18 protein-coding genes are annotated in these 20,867 nt (G+C 71.3%); 11 read left to right on the forward strand and 7 right to left on the reverse strand.

What is annotated here, in order from left to right:
- Positions 1-206 precede the first annotated feature (206 nt).
- The 5 genes from AC3ETA_RS34440 to AC3ETA_RS34460 all read left to right on the forward strand — a co-directional run bounded on the left by AC3ETA_RS34440 (position 207) and on the right by AC3ETA_RS34460 (position 8,107).
- Positions 207-2,180 (forward strand): Xaa-Pro dipeptidyl-peptidase, encoded by a 1,974-nt coding sequence (locus tag AC3ETA_RS34440; RefSeq protein ID WP_432196816.1) that lies wholly within the window; start codon positions 207-209, stop codon positions 2,178-2,180.
- On the forward strand, positions 2,177-3,436 hold the full coding sequence (locus tag AC3ETA_RS34445) for a M14 family metallopeptidase (protein ID WP_432196817.1): 1,260 nt from the start codon (positions 2,177-2,179) through the stop codon (positions 3,434-3,436). The genes AC3ETA_RS34440 and AC3ETA_RS34445 overlap by 4 nt, the downstream gene beginning before the upstream one ends.
- 88 nt (positions 3,437-3,524) lie before the next feature.
- On the forward strand, positions 3,525-5,228 hold the full coding sequence (locus tag AC3ETA_RS34450; protein ID WP_432196818.1) for a BCCT family transporter: 1,704 nt from the start codon (positions 3,525-3,527) through the stop codon (positions 5,226-5,228).
- Positions 5,229-5,398: 170 nt separating this feature from the next.
- Entirely contained in the window at positions 5,399-6,421 is a 1,023-nt protein-coding gene (locus tag AC3ETA_RS34455; RefSeq protein WP_432196819.1) for an oxidoreductase, read from the forward strand.
- 45 nt (positions 6,422-6,466) lie between these two features.
- Positions 6,467-8,107 (forward strand): ABC-F family ATP-binding cassette domain-containing protein, encoded by a 1,641-nt coding sequence (locus AC3ETA_RS34460; protein ID WP_432196820.1) that lies wholly within the window; start codon positions 6,467-6,469, stop codon positions 8,105-8,107.
- A 103-nt stretch (positions 8,108-8,210) separates the two neighbouring features.
- Here AC3ETA_RS34460 and AC3ETA_RS34465 read toward each other — a convergent pair whose 3' ends face one another.
- From AC3ETA_RS34465 to AC3ETA_RS34475, 3 genes are all read right to left on the reverse strand, one after another.
- Positions 8,211-10,598 (reverse strand): Tex family protein, encoded by a 2,388-nt coding sequence (locus tag AC3ETA_RS34465; RefSeq protein ID WP_432196821.1) that lies wholly within the window; start codon positions 10,596-10,598, stop codon positions 8,211-8,213.
- Positions 10,599-10,701: 103 nt separating this feature from the next.
- A complete protein-coding gene (locus AC3ETA_RS34470; protein ID WP_010042827.1) occupies positions 10,702-10,833 on the reverse strand; it encodes an LPFR motif small protein in 132 nt (43 codons plus the stop codon).
- Between the two features lie 107 nt (positions 10,834-10,940).
- Positions 10,941-11,810 carry an SCO6745 family protein gene (locus AC3ETA_RS34475; protein ID WP_432196822.1) on the reverse strand — a complete coding sequence of 290 codons (870 nt, stop codon included), beginning with the start codon at positions 11,808-11,810 and terminating at the stop codon, positions 10,941-10,943.
- 113 nt (positions 11,811-11,923) lie between these two features.
- Between AC3ETA_RS34475 and AC3ETA_RS34480 the strand changes: the two genes are divergently transcribed.
- Complete coding sequence (locus AC3ETA_RS34480) at positions 11,924-12,883, forward strand: GlxA family transcriptional regulator (protein ID WP_432196823.1); 960 nt, start codon at positions 11,924-11,926, stop codon at positions 12,881-12,883.
- A 40-nt stretch (positions 12,884-12,923) separates the two neighbouring features.
- On the forward strand, positions 12,924-13,559 hold the full coding sequence (locus AC3ETA_RS34485; RefSeq protein ID WP_432196824.1) for a DJ-1/PfpI family protein: 636 nt from the start codon (positions 12,924-12,926) through the stop codon (positions 13,557-13,559).
- Here AC3ETA_RS34485 and AC3ETA_RS34490 read toward each other — a convergent pair.
- Positions 13,546-14,301 carry an enoyl-CoA hydratase/isomerase family protein gene (locus tag AC3ETA_RS34490; RefSeq protein ID WP_432196825.1) on the reverse strand — a complete coding sequence of 252 codons (756 nt, stop codon included), beginning with the start codon at positions 14,299-14,301 and terminating at the stop codon, positions 13,546-13,548. The two genes, AC3ETA_RS34485 and AC3ETA_RS34490, sit on opposite strands and share 14 nt — an antisense overlap.
- 113 nt (positions 14,302-14,414) lie before the next feature.
- Between AC3ETA_RS34490 and AC3ETA_RS34495 the strand changes: the two genes are divergently transcribed.
- Positions 14,415-15,008 carry an HdeD family acid-resistance protein gene (locus AC3ETA_RS34495; protein ID WP_432196826.1) on the forward strand — a complete coding sequence of 198 codons (594 nt, stop codon included), beginning with the start codon at positions 14,415-14,417 and terminating at the stop codon, positions 15,006-15,008.
- A 174-nt stretch (positions 15,009-15,182) separates the two neighbouring features.
- Positions 15,183-15,692, forward strand: coding sequence for an ATP-binding protein (locus AC3ETA_RS34500; protein WP_432196836.1), 510 nt, complete (start codon positions 15,183-15,185; stop codon positions 15,690-15,692).
- A 48-nt stretch (positions 15,693-15,740) separates the two neighbouring features.
- On the opposite strand, the gene idi is transcribed toward AC3ETA_RS34500, so the two are convergent.
- The 3 genes from idi to galE form a co-directional block, all read right to left on the reverse strand.
- Positions 15,741-16,334 carry an isopentenyl-diphosphate Delta-isomerase gene (idi, locus tag AC3ETA_RS34505; RefSeq protein ID WP_432196827.1) on the reverse strand — a complete coding sequence of 198 codons (594 nt, stop codon included), beginning with the start codon at positions 16,332-16,334 and terminating at the stop codon, positions 15,741-15,743.
- 213 nt (positions 16,335-16,547) lie between these two features.
- Positions 16,548-17,483 (reverse strand): cation diffusion facilitator family transporter, encoded by a 936-nt coding sequence (locus AC3ETA_RS34510; RefSeq protein ID WP_432196828.1) that lies wholly within the window; start codon positions 17,481-17,483, stop codon positions 16,548-16,550.
- 139 nt (positions 17,484-17,622) lie between these two features.
- Positions 17,623-18,612: a UDP-glucose 4-epimerase GalE gene (gene galE / locus AC3ETA_RS34515; protein WP_432196829.1), complete on the reverse strand. Its 990-nt coding sequence runs from the start codon at positions 18,610-18,612 to the stop codon at positions 17,623-17,625.
- A gap of 280 nt (positions 18,613-18,892) precedes the next feature.
- Here galE and AC3ETA_RS34520 point away from each other — a divergent pair, with 280 nt between their 5' ends.
- Both AC3ETA_RS34520 and AC3ETA_RS34525 read left to right on the forward strand, forming a co-directional pair.
- Entirely contained in the window at positions 18,893-20,737 is a 1,845-nt protein-coding gene (locus AC3ETA_RS34520) for a DUF5941 domain-containing protein (RefSeq protein ID WP_432196830.1), read from the forward strand.
- Positions 20,734-20,867 (forward strand): sugar phosphate nucleotidyltransferase (locus AC3ETA_RS34525; protein WP_432196837.1); only part of this gene is annotated, 134 nt, incomplete at its 3' end. The genes AC3ETA_RS34520 and AC3ETA_RS34525, both read left to right, overlap by 4 nt.

Consider the following 20,867-nt stretch of genomic DNA (forward strand, 5'->3'; position numbering starts at 1 on the left):
AAAGCTCCAAGTCGTAGGGGGTGGAGTCTGTCCGGAGCCTATTGAGTACCTGTGCCTCCTGCGTGTCCATGACCACCCGTGTCACACGATCGCCATTCGGCCGACATGAGTGGATCCGCCGCAAGGGTGTTTATCGGCCATCCGTGGCCTCATACGGCGTCAGTCGCCCTCTTCTGCACAGGAGTTGACCGATGTACCGTCCGCGCATGCCGAAACGCACGCGCTTCACGATCTGGAGACCGCTCGCGACGACGGCCGCAGCCGCCCTGATGGCCATGTTCCTCGTGCCCACGACGGCACAAGCCGGCCCCGGGGCGAGTGGCCCGCAGGAGAGCACACCCGTCTACTCCTACGACAACGCCGTCCGCGAGGCCGTCTGGGTGGACACCGGACTCGACCTCGACGGCGACGGCAGCCACGACCGCGTCGCCACCGACATCGTCCGGCCCCGCGAAGCGGCCGCCGAGGGCCGCAAGGTGCCCGTCGTCATGGACGCCAGCCCGTACTACTCCTGCTGCGGACGCGGCAACGAGAGCCAGAGGAAGACGTACGACGCGAGCGGCAACCTGGTCCAGGCGCCGCTGTACTACGACAACTACTTCGTGCCCCGCGGCTACGCGTTCGTCGGGGTCGACCTCGCCGGCACCAACCGCTCCGACGGCTGCGTGGACGTCGGGGGCCGCTCCGACATCCTCTCCGCCAAGGCCGTCGTCGACTGGCTGAACGGCCGCGCGAAGGCGTACACGACCCGCACCGGCACCACCACCGCCAAGGCGACCTGGACCAACGGCAGAACCGGCATGATCGGCAAGAGCTGGGACGGCACCATCGCCAACGGCGTCGCCGCGACCGGCGTCAAGGGACTGAAGACGATCGTCCCGATCAGCGCCATCTCCTCCTGGTACGACTACTACTTCCAGCAGGGCGCCCCGCTCTACGACTCCGGCCCCGACTGGCTCTCCGACTACGTCGACAGCCCCGACGCCCGCGCCAGGTGCGGCCCCGTCCAGCAGATGCTCGTCGACGGCGCCCCGCGCACCGGCGACTGGACGCCGCTGTGGACCGAGCGCGACTACGTCAAGGACGCCCGCAAGGTGAAGGCCAGCGTCTTCGCGATCCACGGCATGCAGGACCTCAACGTCCGGATGAAGCACCTCGGCCAGTGGTGGGACGCCCTCGCGAAGAACGGCGTCGAGCGCAAGATCTGGCTCTCCCAGACCGGTCACGTCGACCCCTTCGACTTCCGCCGCGCCGACTGGGTCAAGACCCTGCACCGCTGGTTCGACCACGAACTCCTCGGCTACGACAACGGCATCGACCGCGAGCCGATGGCCGACATCGAGCGCCACCCCGACCAGTGGGTCACCTCCGCTCTCTGGCCGCCGCGCGGCACCGGCACCGCCACCCTGCGGCCCGCCAAGGGCACCGAGGCCGGCGTCGGCACCCTCGGCCTGCGCCGGGGCAAGGGCACCGAGACCTTCACCGACGACCCGCAGCGCAGCGAGACCGACTGGGCCACGCGGATCGACGCGCCCACCCCGGACAAGGTGGGCTTCACGACCGGCCCGCTCACCCGGGACCTGCGCCTGTCCGGCTCCTCCGAGGTCACCGTCACCGCCACCCCGTCCACCTCGACGGCCCATCTCTCCGCCGTCCTGGTCGACCTCGGCCCCGACACCATCCGCGACTACGCGGCGAGCGGCGAGGGCATCACCACGCTCACCGACCGCACCTGCTGGGGCGCGAGCACCTCGGGCGACAGTGCCTGCTTCAAGGAGACGAAGGCCAGGACCGCCGACGTCGACCACACGGTCGTCAGCCGCGGCTGGGCCGACCTCGGCAACCACGCCTCGGACCGCCAGGGCGTACCGCTCACCCCGGGCAAGGCGTACACGATCACCCTCGACCTGGCCGCCACCGACCACGTCGTGCCGGCCGGTCACCGCCTGGCGCTGATCGTCGCGGGTACGGACAAGGACCTCATCGACCCGCCGTCGACCAGGCCGACCCTCACCCTCGACCTCTCCCGCACCAAGGCCCGCGTCCCGCTGGTCGGCGGCGCCGGCGCCTTCGCACGCGCCACCGCAGGCGCCCCGTCGGCCGCACCCGCGGCCGAGCCCCTCGACGGCGTGACGAGCGCGCCGCGACCCGCCCACCGCATCCCGGAGGGAGCCCGGTGAACCGCGTCCGAGCCCTCACCCTGACGGCGGCGGCCCTCGCCGCGTCCTTGGTGACCGTGCCCGCCCAAGCAGCCGACTCCGCGCCCCGCACCGGCTTCGAGCAGACGAACGGGGCCCGCTGGACAAGCCAGCCCGAGGAACAGGACTTCCTGGCCGCCGTCGACAGGGCGAGCAGCCGGGTCTCCGTCGACCGGATCGGGACGACCAAGCAGGGCCGCCCCCTCCAACTGGTCCGGATCGGCGAACGCCCCACGGCGAACAAGGTGCTCCTCGTGTGCAGCCAGCACGGCGACGAACCCTCCGGCCGTGAGGCGTGCCTGTCCACCGTCCGCGACCTCGCCTACGCCAAGCACCGGCAGACCCGGCGCTTCCTGGAGCGCACCACCCTGCTGGTCGTGCCCACCGCCAACCCGGACGGCCGGGCCGCCGACACACGCGGCAACAGCGACGGGATCGACATCAACCGCGACCACCTGGCGCTGGCGACCGCCGAGGGACGCGCCCTGGCCGCCCTCGTCCGCGACCGCCGGCCCGACGTCATCTACGACCTGCACGAGTACGGCGCCACACCCCCGTACTACGACAAGGACCTGTTCGACCTGTGGCCCCGCAACCTCAACACGGACGGCGACGTCCACGACGAGGCGCGGGCCCTGTCCGAGTCGTACGTCCGCCCGGCCGCAGCGGACAGCGGCTACTCGACCGGCACCTACGGCATCTGGACCGACCCCGAGACGGGCGATCCGATCCGGCAGGTCGCCGGTGACGGCCAGGAACGCATCCTGCGGAACATGTCCGGCGTCAAGCACTCGGTCGGCCTGCTCATCGAGAGCCGCGTCGACCCCCTCACCGAGGCGGAGAAGGCCGACGAGGCCCTGAACAACCGGCGCCGGGTGCACTCCCAACTCGCCGCGCTGGGCGGCCTGCTCGACTTCACCGACGACCGGCGCGGCCGGATCGAGGCGGCGACCGGCCTGGCCCGCCTGACCGGCTATGCCGACACCGGGCCCGTGTACGTGGGCGGAGCCGACAACGACCCGCCCGAGACCACGGAGGTGATCCAGGACCCGCCCTGCGGCTACCGGCTCACCGACGACCAGTACGCCCGGGTGAAGGACGAACTGGCCCTGCACGGAGTACGGACCCACGGCACCTATGTCCCGCTCCGCCAGTCCCTGCGCGCCCTCGTCCCGCTGCTCCTCGACGAGCGCGCCCCGTACCACCTCACGGCCGGGGAGCCCGACACCGACTGCTGAGCTGCTGTGATCGGCGGGATCTGTGGTAGGTCCTGGGAAACGACGTGGAAGCCGGCGTATCCACGGGTTCCAGGGGAAGGTGCCGCTGATGACTGACGATCTGAAGAAGAGGGGTGGCGAGCCGGAAGTGCACGCCGAGGCTTCCGGCCGCCACACCGATCAAGTGGTGTTCGGGGTCACGGCCGCCATCACGCTGGCGTTCGTGATCTGGGGCTGGGCAGGTACGGACTCGCTGGAGAGCGCGTCCACGAAGATGCTCAACGGCCTGATCCACAACGGCGGCTGGGCCTTCATGCTGGCCGCCTCCGGTTTCGTGGTCTTCGCGCTGTGGCTCGCCGTCAGCCGCTACGGCCGCATCCACCTGGGCGCCGAGGGCGAGGAGCCCGAGTTCCGCACGGTGTCGTGGGTCGCGATGATGTTCAGCGCCGGCATGGGCATCGGCCTGATGTTCTACGGCGTCAGCGAGCCGCTCGCGCACTACACGACCCCGCCGCCCGGCACGGACCCCGCCAACTCCGGCGAACGCATGGAGACGGCGATGGCCACCACCCTCTTCCACTGGACGCTGCACCCCTGGGCGATCTACGCGGTGGTGGGACTGGCCATCGCCTACAGCACCTTCCGCAAGCGCCGCCGCCAGACCATCAGCGCGGTGTTCACCCCGCTGATCGGTGAGAAGCACGCCAACGGCGCCGGCGGGCGGGTGATCGACATCCTCGCGATCATCGCCACCGTCTTCGGCTCCGCGGCCTCGCTGGGCCTCGGCGCGCTCCAGATCGGCTCCGGCTTCCAGGAGCTGGACTGGATGGACGACGTGAGCACCGGCCTGCTCGTCGCCATCATCGCCGTGCTCACCCTGGCGTTCGTCGCCTCGGCCATCTCCGGCATCGAGCGGGGCATCCAGTGGCTGTCCAACATCAACATGGTGCTGGCGCTGATCCTCGCGGTCTTCGTGTTCATCGCGGGACCCGCGATCATCGTGCTCGACCTGTTGCCGACGTCGATCTTCGCCTACCTCGGTGATCTGCCCCAGCTCGCCGGCCGCACCGAGGCCAGCGGCGGCGAGGGCGTGGCGGACTGGCTGGGCAGCTGGACCGTCTTCTACTGGGCCTGGTGGATCTCCTGGACGCCCTTCGTCGGCATGTTCATCGCCCGCATCAGCCGCGGCCGCACCATCCGGCAGTTCGTCGGCGGCGTCATCCTCGTGCCCAGCACCGTCAGCCTCATCTGGTTCGCGATCTTCGGCGGTACGGCCATGAAGGTGAAGGAGGGCGGCGGGCTCGGCGGCGAGGACACACCCGAGGGCCAACTCTTCGGCCTTCTCCAGGAGTTCCCCATCGCCACGGTCACCAGCCTGCTCGTGATGATCCTGGTCGGCATCTTCTTCGTCTCCGGGGCCGACGCCGCCTCCATCGTGATGGGCACGCTCTCCCAGAAGGGCGCCCTCGAACCCGGCCGGTTCGTCGTGGTGTTCTGGGGTGTGGTGACCGGCGCGGTCGCCGCCATCATGCTGCTCGTCGGCAGCGGCCAGGGCGACGCGCTCACGGGCCTGCAGAACCTCACGATCCTGGCCGCCGCGCCGTTCGTGCTCGTGATGATCGGGATGTGCTTCGCCCTCATGCGCGATCTGCGCCGGGACCCGGTCATCGTGCGCGGCGAGATGGGCTCCGAGGCCGTCGAACTCGCCGTGATCGCCGGTCACAAGGAGTACGACGGCGAGTTCGAGATCAAGATCGGTCCGGGCGCGGGCACCGGGGCGGAGGGCGACCCGCTGGGGCACGACCACGTCTGAGTGACGCGCACGCGCGGGGCGGAGGCGAGTCTGAACGCCTCCGCCCCGCACGCCTTCACGCTCCCTCTTTACGGCGACAACCTCGGCCACCTGTTTGTTTCGCAAGCCTGGACGTAGCGGAATATGTCATGCCGCGCTCATATCGGTCGCGCTCTGGGGATACTCACAGCATGTCTGCCGAGTACGCGACCTTCGGCCTGGCACCGGCGATGCGTGCCGGTGGCGTCCTCGCCAACGGTGACTTCCAGGTGCACCGGGACTTCGTGGACTTCATCGTCGACGGACGCCCGCTGCTGTTCCAGCTCTCCGACCTCGACGCCGTCTCCCCGCTCGCCTCCGACGTCCCGCCCGCCATCTTCACCGCACAGGTCCGCAGCCTGCTGCTGGAGGCGGAACCCCCGCTGCCGGGCGGGCGGTACGTCATCTACGGCTGCCCCGAGTGCGCCGACCTCGCCTGCGGCGCCGTCACCGCGGTCATCGACAAGGAGGACGACGACTACATCTGGCAGGACTTCGCCTGGCAGACCGACGAACACGCCGACCTGGAGCTCAACGGCTACCACGGCATCGGCCCCTTCCGCTTCCAGGGCGCCGAGTACCGCGCCGCCCTGGGCGCCCTGCTCGGGGAGACCGCGGAGGCCCCCCGCCGCCGGGTGCTCCTCATCGGCGCGCGCGTCGCCCTCCTCGCCAAGCTCGCCGCCGCACTGCGCACCATCGGCATCGGCGCCGACATCACCCACGAACTCGGCGGCGTCCCCGCCGACGAACTGCGCGCCTACGGCGCCGTCGCCTTCGGCCGCGCCATCGGCGCGGAACAGCGCGCCGCCGTACGCCGCGCCTTCACCGACGCCGGGGTGGAGGTGGTGTACGTCGACGGCCTCGCGCCCATCGTGCCGCTGCTCGTCGCGCAGATCGAACACGCCCTGGACCGCAGCCCGGTCGAACAGCGCCGACTGACCCGGCTCGTCGCGGTCGACGGGGAGGCGGGCGTCGAGGTCACCTCGCCCTGCCGAGTGCGCCTGACCGCGTACCGCCTCGACCGCCTCTACCGCACCCACACCCACGAGGTCTTCGACGGCGTCCTGGAGGCGGGCCGGCACCGCATCGCGCTGGACGCGAAGGCGGTGAAGGGAGAGTCGTTCGTCGTGGCGCGGACGTCCGGGAGCGTGCTGGTGGAGGCCATGGCGCGATGAAACGGAGGTGCTCGGGGCCCGGCGGGGCGATTAGGATCGCCCTCTGTGACTGCCACCCTCGTCGCCAAGAACCTCGCCGCCGGCCACGGTGACCGCTCCCTGTTCAGCGGGCTCGACCTCGTCGTCGCACCCGGAGACGTGATCGGCCTGGTCGGGGCCAACGGCGCGGGCAAGTCCACGCTGCTGCGCCTGCTCGCCGGGCTGACCGCGCCGGAGGAGGGCGAGCTGCGGCTGTCCCCGCCGACCGCGACCGTCGGTCACCTCCCGCAGGAGCCGGAGCGGCGCCCCGGCGAGACCGTACGGCAGTTCCTGGCCCGCCGCACCGGAGTCGCCGAGGCCCAGCGGACCATGGACGAGGCCACCCAGGCGCTGGTGGACGGGGCGCCGGGCGCGGACGACGCCTACGCCACCAGCCTGGAGCGCTGGCTGGACCTGGGCGGCGCCGACCTGGACGAGCGGGCGGAGGAGACCGCCGACTCGCTGGGCCTCGCCGTGGACCTGGACCAGCCGATGACCTCCCTCTCCGGCGGCCAGGCGGCCCGCGCCGGACTGGCCTCGCTGCTGCTGTCCCGTTACGACGTCTTCCTGCTGGACGAGCCGACCAACGACCTCGACCTCGACGGCCTGGAACGCCTGGAGGGGTTCGTCTCCGGCCTGCGCGCCGGCACGGTCGTCGTCAGCCACGACCGCGAGTTCCTCACCCGCACGGTCACCAAGGTCCTCGAACTCGACCTCGCCCAGCGGCAGATCAACCTCTACGGCGGCGGCTACGAGGCGTACCTCGAAGAGCGCGACGTGGCCCGCCGGCACGCCCGCGACGACTACGAGGAGTACGCCGACAAGAAGGCCGCCCTCCAGGACCGGGCGCAGATGCAGCGCTCCTGGATGGACAAGGGCGTCAAGAACGCCCGGCGCAGGGCGAGCAACGACAACGACAAGATCGGCCGCAAGTTCCGCAGCGAGGCCAGCGAGAAGCAGGCCGCCAAGGCCCGGCAGACCCAGCGCATGATCGAGCGCCTGGAGGTCGTCGAGGAGCCCCGCAAGGAGTGGGAACTGCGCATGGAGATCGCCTCGGCGCCCCGCTCGGGCGCCGTGGTCGCGACCTTGCGCGAGGCCGAGGTACGACGCGGCGGCTTCACCCTCGGCCCGGCCTCCCTCCAGATCGACTGGGCGGACCGCGTGGCCGTCACCGGCGCCAACGGCGCGGGCAAGTCCACGCTGCTGGGCGCCCTGCTGGGCCGCGTCCCGCTGACCTCGGGCCAGGCGTCGCTCGGCTCCGGTGTGCTGATCGGCGAGGTCGACCAGGCCCGCAAGCTGTTCCACGGCCAGGAGTCCCTGCTGGACGCCTTCTGCGCGGCGGTCCCCGATACCGAACCGGTCGAGGTCCGCACCCTGCTGGCCAAGTTCGGCCTGAAGAGCGATCACGTCCTGCGCTCCGCCGGCACTCTCTCCCCGGGTGAGCGGACCCGCGCCGCGCTCGCCCTCCTCCAGGGCAGGGGCGTCAACCTCCTCGTCCTGGACGAGCCGACCAACCATCTCGACCTGCCGGCCATCGAGCAGCTGGAGTCGGCCCTGGACGCCTACGAGGGCACGCTGCTCCTGGTCACCCACGACCGGCGCATGCTCGACGCGGTCCATGTCACCCGCCGCCTGGAGGTCGCCGACGGCAAGGTGACGGAACGCTAGGACGGCCCGTCACCCCAGCCGCGAAAGGGCCTGGCCCCTCCGAGTCGTACCGGAGGGGCCGGGCCCTTGTGCCGGGTCGGCGTCGCCCCTTTCGGGGGTCGGGTCAGCGCTTGCCCTTCTTCGGGTCGAGCAGGCCCGCGCGGCGCAGCGCGTCGGCCATGGCGCTGTTGGCCGGCGGGGGCGCCTGACGGGAACCGCCACCGCCCTGACGGGAACCGGAGCCTCCGCCGCCGCGGCCCTGCCGCTGCTGCGGCGGCCGCCCGCCGCGCTGCCGGCGCTCGCCGCCACCGCCCTGCTGGCCCTGGCCGGCGGCTTCGTCGTCGAGGCGGAGCGTCAGGGAGATCCGCTTGCGCGGGATGTCGACGTCGAGGACCTTCACCTTGACGATGTCACCGGGCTTCACGACGTCCCGCGGGTCCTTCACGAACGTCTTCGACAGCGCGGAGACATGCGCCAGACCGTCCTGGTGGACACCGACGTCGATGAACGCCCCGAACGCCGCAACGTTCGTCACGACGCCCTCCAGGACCATCCCGGACGTCAGGTCGGAGATCTTCTCCACGCCCTCCTTGAAGGTGGCCGTCTTGAAGGCCGGACGCGGGTCGCGCCCGGGCTTCTCCAGCTCCTTGAGGATGTCCGTGACGGTCGGCAGGCCGAACGTCTCGTCCACGAACTCGTTCGGCTTCAGCGAGCGCAGCACGCCCGTGTTGCCGATGAGCGCGGCCACCTCCTGGCCCGACGTCTTCACCATGCGCCGCACGACCGGATAGGCCTCCGGGTGGACGCTGGAGGCGTCCAGCGGGTCGTCGCCGCCGCGGATGCGCAGGAAGCCCGCGCACTGCTCGTACGCCTTGGGGCCGAGCCGTGCCACGTTCTTCAGCTGCGAGCGGGACATGAACGGGCCGTTGGAGTCCCGGTGGGACACGATGTTCTCGGCGAGCCCGGAGGTGATGCCGGAGACACGGGCCAGCAGCGGCGCGGAGGCGGTGTTGACGTCGACGCCGACGCCGTTCACACAGTCCTCCACCACCGCGTCCAGCGAGCGCGACAGCTTCACCTCGGACAGGTCGTGCTGGTACTGGCCGACACCGATCGACTTCGGGTCGATCTTCACCAGCTCGGCCAGCGGGTCCTGGAGCCGGCGGGCGATCGACACCGCGCCGCGCAGCGACACGTCCATGTCGGGCAGTTCCTGGGAGGCGAAGGCGGACGCCGAGTACACCGAGGCGCCGGCCTCCGACACCATCACCTTGGTGAGCTTCAACTCGGGGTGCCTGGTGATGAGTTCACCGGCGAGCTTGTCGGTCTCGCGGGACGCCGTGCCGTTGCCGATCGCGACCAGCTCGACCGCGTGCTCCTTCGCCAGGCGTGCCAGCTTGGCGATCGCCTCGTCCCACTTGTTCGCCGGGACGTGCGGGTGGATGACGTCCGTCGCGACGACCTTGCCGGTGGCGTCGACGACGGCGACCTTGACGCCCGTGCGGAAACCGGGGTCCAGGCCCAGCGTCGAACGCGTGCCGGCCGGGGCGGCGAGCAGCAGGTCGCGCAGGTTCTTCGCGAACACGTCGACCGCCTCGTCCTCGGCGGCGGTGCGCAGCCGCAGCCTGAGGTCGATGCCGAGGTGCACGAGGATCCTGGTCCGCCAGGCCCAGCGGACCGTGTCCGTCAGCCACTTGTCGGCGGGACGCCCGCGGTCGGCGATCTGGAACCTGTGGGCGACGATCCCCTCGTACGACGAAGGACCGTCGGTCGGCTCCTCGGGCTCCAGGACGAGGTCGAGGACCTCCTCCTTCTCGCCGCGCAGCATCGCCAGGATGCGGTGCGAGGGCAGCTCGGTGAACGGCTCGGCGAAGTCGAAGTAGTCGGCGAACTTCGCGCCCGCCTCCTCCTTGCCCTCGCGGACCTTCGCGGCCAGCCGCCCGCGCACCCACATGCGCTCACGCAGCTCCCCGATCAGGTCGGCGTCCTCCGAGAACCGCTCCGTCAGGATCGCCCGGGCGCCGTCCAGGGCGGCCTGCGGATCGGCCACGCCCTTGTCGGCGTCCACGAACGCGGCGGCCGCGGCCAGCGGCTCGACCGTCGCGTCCCCGAGCAGCCCCTCGGCCAGCGGCTCAAGGCCGGCCTCGCGGGCGATCTGCGCCTTGGTCCGCCGCTTGGGCTTGTACGGCAGATAGATGTCCTCGAGCCGCGCCTTGGTCTCGGCGCCGCGGATCTGGGCCTGAAGCTCCTCGGTCAGCTTGCCCTGCTCGCGCACCGAGTCGAGGATCGCCGTCCGCCGGTCCTCCAGCTCACGCAGATAGCGCAGCCGCTCCTCGACCGTGCGCAGCTGCGCGTCGTCGAGCATCTCGGTCGCTTCCTTGCGGTAGCGGGCGATGAAAGGCACCGTCGAACCGCCGTCGAGCAGCTCCACGGCAGCCTTCACCTGCCGCTCCCGTACGCCGAGCTCCGCGGCGATCCTGCCTTCGATGGACCCTACGAGGGGTGTCGTCACGATCCCGTCCCGCCTTCTCACTGAGGTTGCGCGGCAATTGTGGCAGGTGACACCGACAACCGGGGATCAGGGCACCGACCCGGCCCGTCGCGGCGGGACGGAATCAGACACGGCGACTGCGGGTGCTGCTCGAAGCACCGCCGAACAGCCGCGCCAGAGCCCGGAACGGCAGGGTCACGACGGTGGCTATGGCGCCGCCGATCTGGCGAAGGACATCTGCGATTGCGCGAAACACGTGGTCCACCTTTCCTCTCGCGGCCGGGTGCGGCCGACGGAGGACCGGGTACCGCGACCTGGGCAGGTCATGCAGCACGGGCCCCATCCGTTCGATCGCCGCTCCGCTCACGCCTTGCCGAGCAGATCCGCCGGGAACGCCCCCGCCGTCACCACCGCCCCCGCGAACCCGGCCCCGAGCTCGGTCAGCCGCGCGACACCCTCCGCCCCGAGGTGCTCGTACGGCCCCCGGTCCAGGCGGTCCGTCTCGGACTCGATCTCCTTGCGCAGGGCGACGCCCTCGGCCGTCAGCTCGCCGCCGGCGTCCAGCAGCCCTCGCCCGCGCAGCCGCTCACCCGCCGCGTCCCAGTCCTCCTGCGTCCAACCCCGCGTGGAGAAGACCCACTTCGGCGTCATCCCCTTGCCGGTCGCCGTATGGGTGACCACCGCCTCCAGCCCGTCGAGCCCGGCGGCCAGCAGCACGGCGAGATGCCCGTCACCGCGGTGCTCACGCAGCAGCGTCGTGGCATGGAAGTACGCCAGATGCGGTTCCTCCGGCACCGGAAGATCCGCGTGCGCCGAGTACAACGGCCGGGCGCTGCGCGAACACGCCTCGGTCGCCCGCAGCGCGAGCCCCGCGGCCTCCGCCATCTCCGCGGACGTCAGCGTCTCCTCGCCGAGCAGCCGCCGCAGCGCCGAGTCGACCGCACGCACGCGTGCCGCGAGCACGTCCTCGGGCGAGGCGATCGCCCACACGGCAGGGACGTGCCGGGCGACCAGCTCGTGCTTGTAGTTGTAGAACGTCGCCGTCACCGCGCCCGCGCCGACCGGCCCCAGCGCGGCGGCCCGTACCGCGAAGTTGACGGCCCGCGGCTGCGTGATCCCGAGAGCGGCCAGCTCCCTGCCCAGCTCGGGAGCGAAGTACGACGTCGTGTGCAGGGAGTTGAGCATGTTGTGGCAGCGGCGGCCGGCACGGGGCTCAAGGGCGGCAGTAGTCATGCCCGGCAGGTTACCAACCGCTTGGTACGTTGCTCCGGCCCGAGCGCATGATGGCAGGAAAGGTGGGAAGCCCGTCATTGCGGCCACTCCGTGGGCGCCGAAGAATTGAGGACATGGCGCAGCGAACCGTTCTCTTCGTACTCTTCGACGCGGTGCAGAGCCTCGACGTCACGGGGCCGCTAGAGGTCTTCATGGGGGCGGAGCAACATGCTCCGGGCACGTACCGCATCCGCACCGCCTCCCTGGACGGCGCTCCCGTACGCACTTCCAGCGGCCTGACCCTCGTACCGGACCAGGCCCTCGACGACCCGCTCGCCGCGCACACCCTCGTCGTCCCCGGCGGCCAGGGCACCCGCACCCCGGACCCCGCCCTGGTCGGCTGGCTGCGCGAGCACGGCCCTCGCGCCGAGCGGCTGGTCTCCGTCTGCACCGGCGCGATCCTGCTCGCCGCCGCGGGCCTGCTGGACGGCCGCCGCGCGACCACCCACTGGGCGTACTGCGACAAGCTCGCCCGCGACCACCCGGACGTCGAGGTCGACCCGGACCCCATCTATGTGCGCGACGGACATGTCGCCACCTCCGCCGGTGTGACCTCCGGCATCGACCTCGCCCTCGCCCTGGTCGAGGAGGACCTGGGCCGGGAGGTGGCCCTCGGCATCGCACGCCATCTCGTCGTCTTCCTGCGCCGGCCGGGGAACCAGGCCCAGTTCAGCGCCCAGCTCGCCGCCCAGACCGCCCGGCGCGAGCCCCTGAGGGAGGTCCAGCGCTGGATCAACGAGCACCCCGACGCCGATCTCAGCGTCGAGTCGCTGGCCGACCGCGCGAGCCTCTCGCCGCGCCACTTCGCCCGCGCCTTCCAGGCCGAGACCGGCACGACCCCCGGCCGGTACGTCGACCGGGTCCGCCTCGAACACGCCCGCCGGCTCCTGGAGGACAGCACCGACGGCATCGAGGAGATCTCCCGGGCCAGTGGCTACGGCACCCCGGAAGCCATGCGCCGGGCCTTCGTCAAAGCTCTCGGCGCGGCCCCGGCCGAGTACCGCCGCCGGTTCCGCCCGGCACCGGCCCGCTGAACCCACCGACCTACCGGAACCACAACCGAAAGGCAGACCCGTGCAGATCGCGATGGTCCTCTACGACCGTTTCACCGCCCTCGACATCGTCGGGCCCTACGAGGCACTGAGCCGGCTCCCGGACGCGGAGGTCGTCTTCGTCGCCGAGACCGCGGGACCCGTGCGGGCCGACACCGGTTTCCTGGCCATCACGGCCGACAAGGCGCTCGCCGACGTACCGGGTCCCGACATCGTCGTGGTGCCCGGCGGCCCCGGAACGTTCGCCCAGATCGAGAACGAGACCTTCCTGGAGTGGCTGCGGACCGCCGACGGCACGAGCACCTGGACGACCTCCGTCTGCACCGGCTCGCTGCTCCTGGCCGCCGCGGGCCTCCTCGACGGCCGCCGCGCCACGACCCACTGGCTCACCCTCGACTTCCTGGCGCAGTACGGCGCCGAACCCACGGGCGAGCGGGTGGTGCCCGACGGGAAGTACGTCACCGCGGCCGGTGTCTCCTCCGGCATCGACATGGGCCTGACCCTGGTCGGCAGGATCGCCGGCGACGAGCACGCGCAGGCCGTGCAACTGCTGACCGAGTACGATCCGCAGCCGCCCTACGACGCCGGATCGCCGCAGAAGGCGCCCGCGCACCTGGTCGAGGAGTTCCGCACGAACAGCAGGTTCAGCCTGGCGTAGGCACGGTCCAGGTGAACCGAGGCTGCCTGCGCTCCAGGAACGCGGCGACCCCCTCCGCGGTGTCGCCGCTTCCGCGTGCCTGGTCCGTCCAGTGGGCGTCACGGCCGGTGCGCCCGTTCGCGAACTCCTTCGCCGCGGCCTGCGTCAGCTGCGAACGCGACGCCAGGATCCGGGTGAAGTCCGCCACCCGCTCGCCGAGTTCCCCCTCCGGCAGCACCTCGTCCACCAGGCCCGTCCGCAGTGCCCGCGCCGCGTCGATCAACTCGCCGGAGAACAGCAGGTACTTGGCCGCGGCCGGCCCCACCAGCGACACCAGCCGCCGGGTGGAGGACGCCGGGTACACGATCCCGAGCTTCGCGGGCGTCACCCCGAACAGCGACCCCTCCTCGGCGAACCGCAGATCACAGGCCGCCGCCAGCTGCGAGCCCCCGCCCACGCAGTGCCCCCGGATCGCGGCCAGCGTCGGCTTCGGGAACGCGGCCAGCGCCTCCTCAGCGGCAACCGCCAGCTCCTGCGCCTCCTGCGGCGACCCCTGGAGCGTGGAGATGTCGGCGCCCGCACAGAACGTCCCGCCCTCACCGGTCAGCACCAGCACCCGTACGCCGGGGTCCGCGGCCAGCGTCTCCAGCAGCGGCGGCAGCGCGCGCCACATCGCGGCCGTCATCGCGTTGCGCTTGGCCGGATGGTGGACGACGACGGTGGCCACCGAGTCGGTGACCTCGTGCAGCAGCTGGGGCTCCATGCGGCGGATGCTATCCGCTTGCGCCGAACGGCCGATCACGAAGGGCCGTGAAGTCGATCACGACCCAGGGTTCGAAGAGGGACAGCAGGAGACGAGCGATCCAGGAGGCGCCGATGGCAAGGTCCACCAAGCCCACGGGCGAGGCGGCGAAACTCCGGCGTGGCTTCGGCCTGCTGGCCGCCCTCGGCGTACTGCTCGTCATCGGCGGGGTGATCGGGCTCCTGTACACCGCCTTCGCGACCCTGACGACGATGCTGCTGTTCGGCTGGCTGCTGCTGGTCGGCGGGCTCGTCGGGCTGCTGCACGCGGTCCAGGCGCGCGGCACCAGCTTCTTCTGGCTCGGCGTGGTGGTCGCGGCACTGAACATCGCGGCCGGCGTGGTGGTGATCCGCAGACCGGAGGCGACGGCCGAGGCGCTGGCCATGTTCGGCGCCCTGCTGTTCCTGACGGGCGGGCTGTTCCGGCTGGCCGGCAGTCTGGTGGTGCGCGGGCCGCAGATGGGCTGGACCCTGCTCCAGGGCACCTTCGACCTGTTCCTCGGCATCCTGGTGCTGAGCACCTGGCCCAGCAGCCGCTATGTGATGGGCACGCTCTTCTCGCTCGCCCTGCTCTTCGACGGGCTCGGCCTGCTCGCGACCGGCTTCGGCGGCCGCCGGATCGTCGGCATGGTCTCCAAGGGTGCCGGCAAACCCGTACAACCCGAATAGTTCCGCAAGGTTGCACCAGCGGCACAGGAGCGGTCCCACAACTGACCGCGTCATACGCCAACGGTCAGAAACGCTCGATATCTGCTGACTTCTGTTCAGTTCAACGGTCCGGACCTGCGTGTTACCAACACTCGAGCTGTGGTGACAATCGAGCGCGAGGGTGGCGACCGGACGATGGAGAACCACGGGCGCGGGTCCGGCCCACGCCCAGCAGACGGCGCGAACGAGCCCGTCGATCCGCGGCCGCCGAATTCCCTGCCTTACGAGGGCGTCTGGAGGTTCACCGCCCCCGCGGTGGACGCCTCTGTCCCGCAGGCCCGGCACGCCGTCCGGGACCTGCTGTACCGCCAGGGCGTGCCGGTCCCGGACGACCTGGTTCAGGGCGTGTTGCTGATCGTGTCGGAGCTGGTCACGAACGCCGTCCGGCACGCGGCGCTGCTGTCGCCGATGCTCGCCGTGGAGGTCGCCGTCGGCGCCGAGTGGCTCAGGGTGTCCGTGGAGGACAACCACCCCTACCGTCCGACCGCCCTGGAGGCCGACCACGGCCAGACGGGCGGCCGGGGGCTGCTCCTGGTGCGCGAGGTGGCCCGCGAGGCGGGCGGTGTGTGCGACGTCGAGCACACGGCGAGCGGCGGCAAGGTGATCTGGGCCGCCGTTCCGCTCAAGCCCGTGCACGTGCCCTAGGGGGTGCCCACCGGACCGTCCCGGGTCCGCAGGACACCCCCGGGACGGTCACCAGCCGGCCGACGGGCCCGTCAGCTCGCGGATCGCGGGACGGGCCGAGTCCAGCACCGTCATGAACCATGCCGAGAAGGTGTCCTTCGCGTGGCGCTCGGCCAGCTCGGCCGGCGTCACGAAGGCCGTCTCGCCGACCTCCTCCGGGTCCGGGTGCAGCGCCGACTGCACCATGCCGACGAAGAGGTGGTTGTACTCCTGCTCCACCAGTCCCGAGGCCGGGTCCGGGTGGTTGTAGCGGACCGTGCCCGCCTCGGCGAGCAGCGTCGGGGAGACGCCGAGCTCCTCGAACGTCCGCCGGGCCGCGGCCGCGAACGGGGCCTCGCCGGGGTAGGGGTGGCCGCAGCAGGTGTTGGACCAGACACCGGGGGAGTGGTACTTGCCGAGCGCGCGCTGCTGGAGCAGCAGGCGGCCCTGCTCGTCGAAGAGGAACACCGAGAAGGCCCGGTGCAGCTGTCCGGGTGGCTGATGGGCGGCGAGCTTCTCCGCGGTGCCGATCGTCACACCGTTCTCGTCGACGAGCTCCAGCAAAATCGCGTCAGCGGTGCCGTTCGACGGACTGTGCGTCGTGGTGGCAGGTGTGATCGGCATACCCATCCTTCACATCGGTCTTGCGCCCCAAGTGTGCCGTACTCATGCGGCACTCCCGGCAGTTGATCGTGCCCGGCGCGGCGGGCACGGAACCGTCCGACGAGGGGCTGTGAGCATGAGGACGCGACGGACCACCGGAAAGCTGCATTCCGTCCGTACTGACGTCTTATCGGACCGTACGGTTGTTTTGGTGGTGTGCGTGAGGCGGGTGTGTCAGTGGCACAGCCGCGCCTCGTGCTCGGCGTGCCCGATCGGCTCCAGCTGGAAGGTGCAGTGCTCCACGTCGAAGTGATCGCCGAGGCAGCCCTGGAGCTCGTGCAGCATCTTCTCGTGGCCGATCGCGTTCAGGACGTCGGAGCGCACCACCACATGGGCCGACAGCACCGGCATGCCGGACGTGATCGTCCAGGCGTGCAGGTCGTGGACGTCCTCGACACCGTCCAGGGCGAGTATGTGGGCCCGCACCTGGGCCATGTCGACGTCCTTGGGGGCCGACTCGAGGAGGACGTCGAGGGTTTCGCGCAGCAGCTTCAGCGTGCGGGGCACGATCATGAGGCCGATGAGCAGCGAGGCGATCGGGTCGGCCGCCTGCCAGCCGGTGGTGAGGATCACCGCGGCGGAGATCAGCACCGTGAGCGAGCCCAGGGTGTCGGCCGCGACCTCCAGGAACGCGCCGCGCACGTTCAGGCTCTCCTTCTGGCCCCGCATCAGCAGCGTGAGCGAGATCATGTTGGCGACCAGGCCGATGGCGCCGAACACGATCATCAGGCCGCCCTCGGTCTCCGCGGGCGTGAAGAACCGCTGGATCGCCTCGTAGAGGACGTAACCGCCGACACCCAGCAGGAGCAGACAGTTGGCGAGGGCGGCGAGGATCTCCGCGCGGGCGTAGCCGAAGGTGCGGTTGGTGCTCGCCGGAAGGTTCGCGAAGTGGATCGCGAGGAGGGCCATGCCCAGTCCCAGCGCGTCGGTCGCCATGTGCGCCGCGTCCGCGATCAGGGCGAGCGAGTCCGCGAGGACACCGCCGACGATCTGGACCACCATGACGCCGAGCGTGATCGAAAGCGCGACGCGCAGCCTCCCGCGGTACGCGGCGGCCGCGGTACCGGTCGGGGGCGCGTGCGAGTGCCCGTGGTCGTGTCCAGCCCCCATGAAGAGCCGCCCTTCCGAGTCCGCCGGGCGATCGGAATTTCCGTCCCGGGATCACAGTGAACTACGGGTGGGGGGTATCGGGCAACGCGGCACTGAACACCGTTGTCATCTGCCCTGACCTGCGGAAACGATAAGCAGGTCAGGGTGCTGCGCATGATCGGAGGCCGTGGTGCAGCTGCCAGCCCGCCCACGCCGACTCGACCATCTCGCGTACCCCGCGCCGGGCAGTCCAGCCGAGCTGCTCGGCGGCCAGCGCGGCCGAGGCGATGGCCCGTGGCGCGTCCCCGGGGCGCCGGGGCTCGACGACGGCGGGTCGCCGGTCGCCGCTCACCTCGCCGATGACGGTGATCAGCTCGCGCACCGAGACGCCCTCGCCGCTGCCGATGTTGACCGTCAGATCGCCGCTCGCGTCCGGCTCGCCGAGGCGCCGGGCCGCCGCCAGATGAGCCTCGGCGAGATCGGCGACGTGAATGTAGTCACGGACACAGGTGCCGTCCGGCGTCGGGTAGTCGTCGCCGAAGATCCGCGGGGCCTCACCGCGGGTGAGCCGGTCGAAGATCATGGGGACGATGTTGAAGACGCCCGTGTCGGCCAGCTCGGGCGAAGCGGCGCCGGCGACGTTGAAATAGCGCAGACAAACGGTGGAGATCCCGTGCGCCCGGCCGGCCGCGCGCACCAGCCACTCCCCGGCGAGCTTGGTCTCGCCGTACGGGTTGACCGGCGCGCACTCGGTGTCCTCCGTGATGAGATCCACGTCCGGGTTGCCGTAGACGGCGGCGGACGACGAGAACACGAACCGCTTGATCCCCGCCTTCGCGACCGCTTCCAGGAGCGTGGTGAGACCGCCCACGTTCTCCCGGTAGTAGCGCGTGGGCTGCGCCACGGACTCACCGACCTGCTTGCGCGCCGCGAGATGCACCACGCCCGTCACCGCGTGCTCGGCGAACACCCGCTTCAGCAGGTCACCGTCGAGCGAGGAGCCCTCGACCAGCGGGACGTCCTGCGGGAGCCGCGCGGGATACCCGGCCGAGAGGTCGTCCAGTACGAGCACGCGTTCCCCGGCACCGGTCATGGCCCGCGCCACATGTGCCCCGATGTAGCCGGCTCCGCCTGTGATCAGCCATGTCATGGTCGCCCACCCTATGCGCAGCCTCTCGCACGCTGCGCAATGTCGTCGATGCCCCGCTCTGTGCGCTCGGGTTTGTGGGCGGACCCCGCAATCCCTGATGATGACCGCGGCGGAGGTCCGGGCAAACCGTGTTGATCGCTTCGCCAAACGGCCGGTGAACGTTGGCTTCCCATCATCCGATAGCCTCTGCCGACACATCGCCCGGCCGCCCCGCCGACAGGCGCTGCCACCCACGTACACGACCGGCGCGGACATGCCGGCACCCAGGGAGTGAGTTCGGTTGTCGACCGCCATCCTCACCGGTCAGCCGGTCCCCGGATCGTCGATCGAAGGCGATCTGCGGTCCCTCGGCTACGACGTGCGGGTCGCCGCGGACGCGGCCGAGACCGAGACACTCCTGGCCCAGGTACCCGGTGATCAGCGCGTAGCCCTGGTCGACGCCCGCTTCGTCGGCCACCAGCACGCGCTGCGCCTCGGCCTGACCGACCCGCGGTTCCCGCTGGCGGCGATCCCGGGAGCCCTGACCGCGCAGGCGGCCGGCCGACAGGCCCTGACCCGTGCGATGGCCCGCGAGAACTCCTCGGGCGGCTCCTCCGAGTTCCCGGCGTCGCCGGAACACGGAGGAGCCGCCACCGTCACCGTGGACAGCCTCGCCGACCGCGTCGCCACCGCGCTCGACGACGACGGCGCCGACGTCCACCGCCCCGAACTCGGCAGCCTGGTCGCCGCCGTACCGGCCGACCCGCAGGCCCGCAACGAGGCGCGGCAGGCCGTCGCGTCCGTCGATGACGAGGCCGTGCGCCTGAAGTCGGCCGTGAAGGCCCGCGACGGCTTCTTCACGACCTACTGCATCAGCCCCTACTCCCGCTACATCGCCCGCTGGTGCGCCCGCCGGGGCCTGACCCCCAACCAGGTCACCACCGCTTCCCTGATCACCGCGCTCATCGCGGCGGGCTGCGCGGCCACCGGCACCCGGACCGGGTTCGTCGCGGCCGGCCTGCTGCTGATCTTCTCCTTCGTCCTGGACTGCACGGACGGCCAGCTCGCCCGCTACTCCTTGCAGTACTCCACGCTCGGCGCCTGGCTCGACGCCACCTTCGACCGGGCCAAGGAGTACGCCTATTACGCGGGCCTCGCCCTCGGCGCGGCCCGCGGCGGCGACGACGTATGGGCCCTCGCCCTCGGCGCGATGGTCCTCCAGACCTGCCGGCACGTCGTGGACTTCTCCTTCAACGAGGCCAACCACGACGCCACCGCCAACACCAGCCCCACGGCCGCGCTCTCCGACAAGCTCGACAGCGTCGGCTGGACGGTCTGGGTGCGCCGGATGATCGTGCTGCCGATCGGCGAGCGCTGGGCGATGATCGCGATCCTGACGGCGTTCACGACGCCGCGCATCACCTTCTACGCGCTGCTCGTCGGCTGCGCGTTCGCCGCCACGTACACGACGGCCGGGCGCGTGCTGCGCTCGCTGACCCGCAAGGCCCGCCGCACCGACCGGGCCGCCGAGGCCCTCGCCGACCTCGCGGACTGCGGCCCGCTCGCACAGGGCCTCACGGGGGCGCTGAAGAGCCGGGCGCGGCGACTGCCCGGCTTCGCCGTCCCCGCCGTGGCCCTGCTCGGCGGCGCCGTCGTCGTCGCCACGGCCGCGCTCACCGACTTCGGCGGGCCCTGGGCGGTCGTGGCCGCGCTGGTGTATGCCGTGACCTCGGCTCTGGCCGTCGCCCGGCCGCTCAAGGGCGCCCTCGACTGGCTGGTCCCGCCGTTGTTCCGGGCCGCCGAATACGGCACCGTCCTCGCGCTGGCAGTTGAAGCTGGGGTAAACGGAGTCCTTCCGGCGGCTTTCGGCCTGGTGGCCGCCGTCGCCTACCATCACTACGACACGGTGTACCGCATCCGCGGCGACGCCGGCGCGCCCCCGGCCTGGCTGGTGCGCGCCATCGGGGGGCACGAAGGGCGGACGCTGCTCGTCACCGTCCTCGCCGCGGTGCTCTCCGCCTCGCAGTTCAAGGTCGCGCTCACGGCTCTCGCCGTGGCCGTGGCGCTCGTGGTGCTCGTCGAGAGCATCCGCTTCTGGGTGTCCTCCGGGGCGCCCGCCGTACACGATGAAGGAGAACCCGCATGATCGGCCTTGTGCTGGCAGCCGGCGCCGGACGCCGTCTGCGCCCCTACACCGACAGCCTTCCCAAGGCTCTGGTGCCGGTGGGGCCTGCGGGTATAGAGGGCGAGCCCACGGTCCTCGACCTCACGCTCGC

The organism is Streptomyces sp. bgisy027 (genome assembly GCF_057710365.1).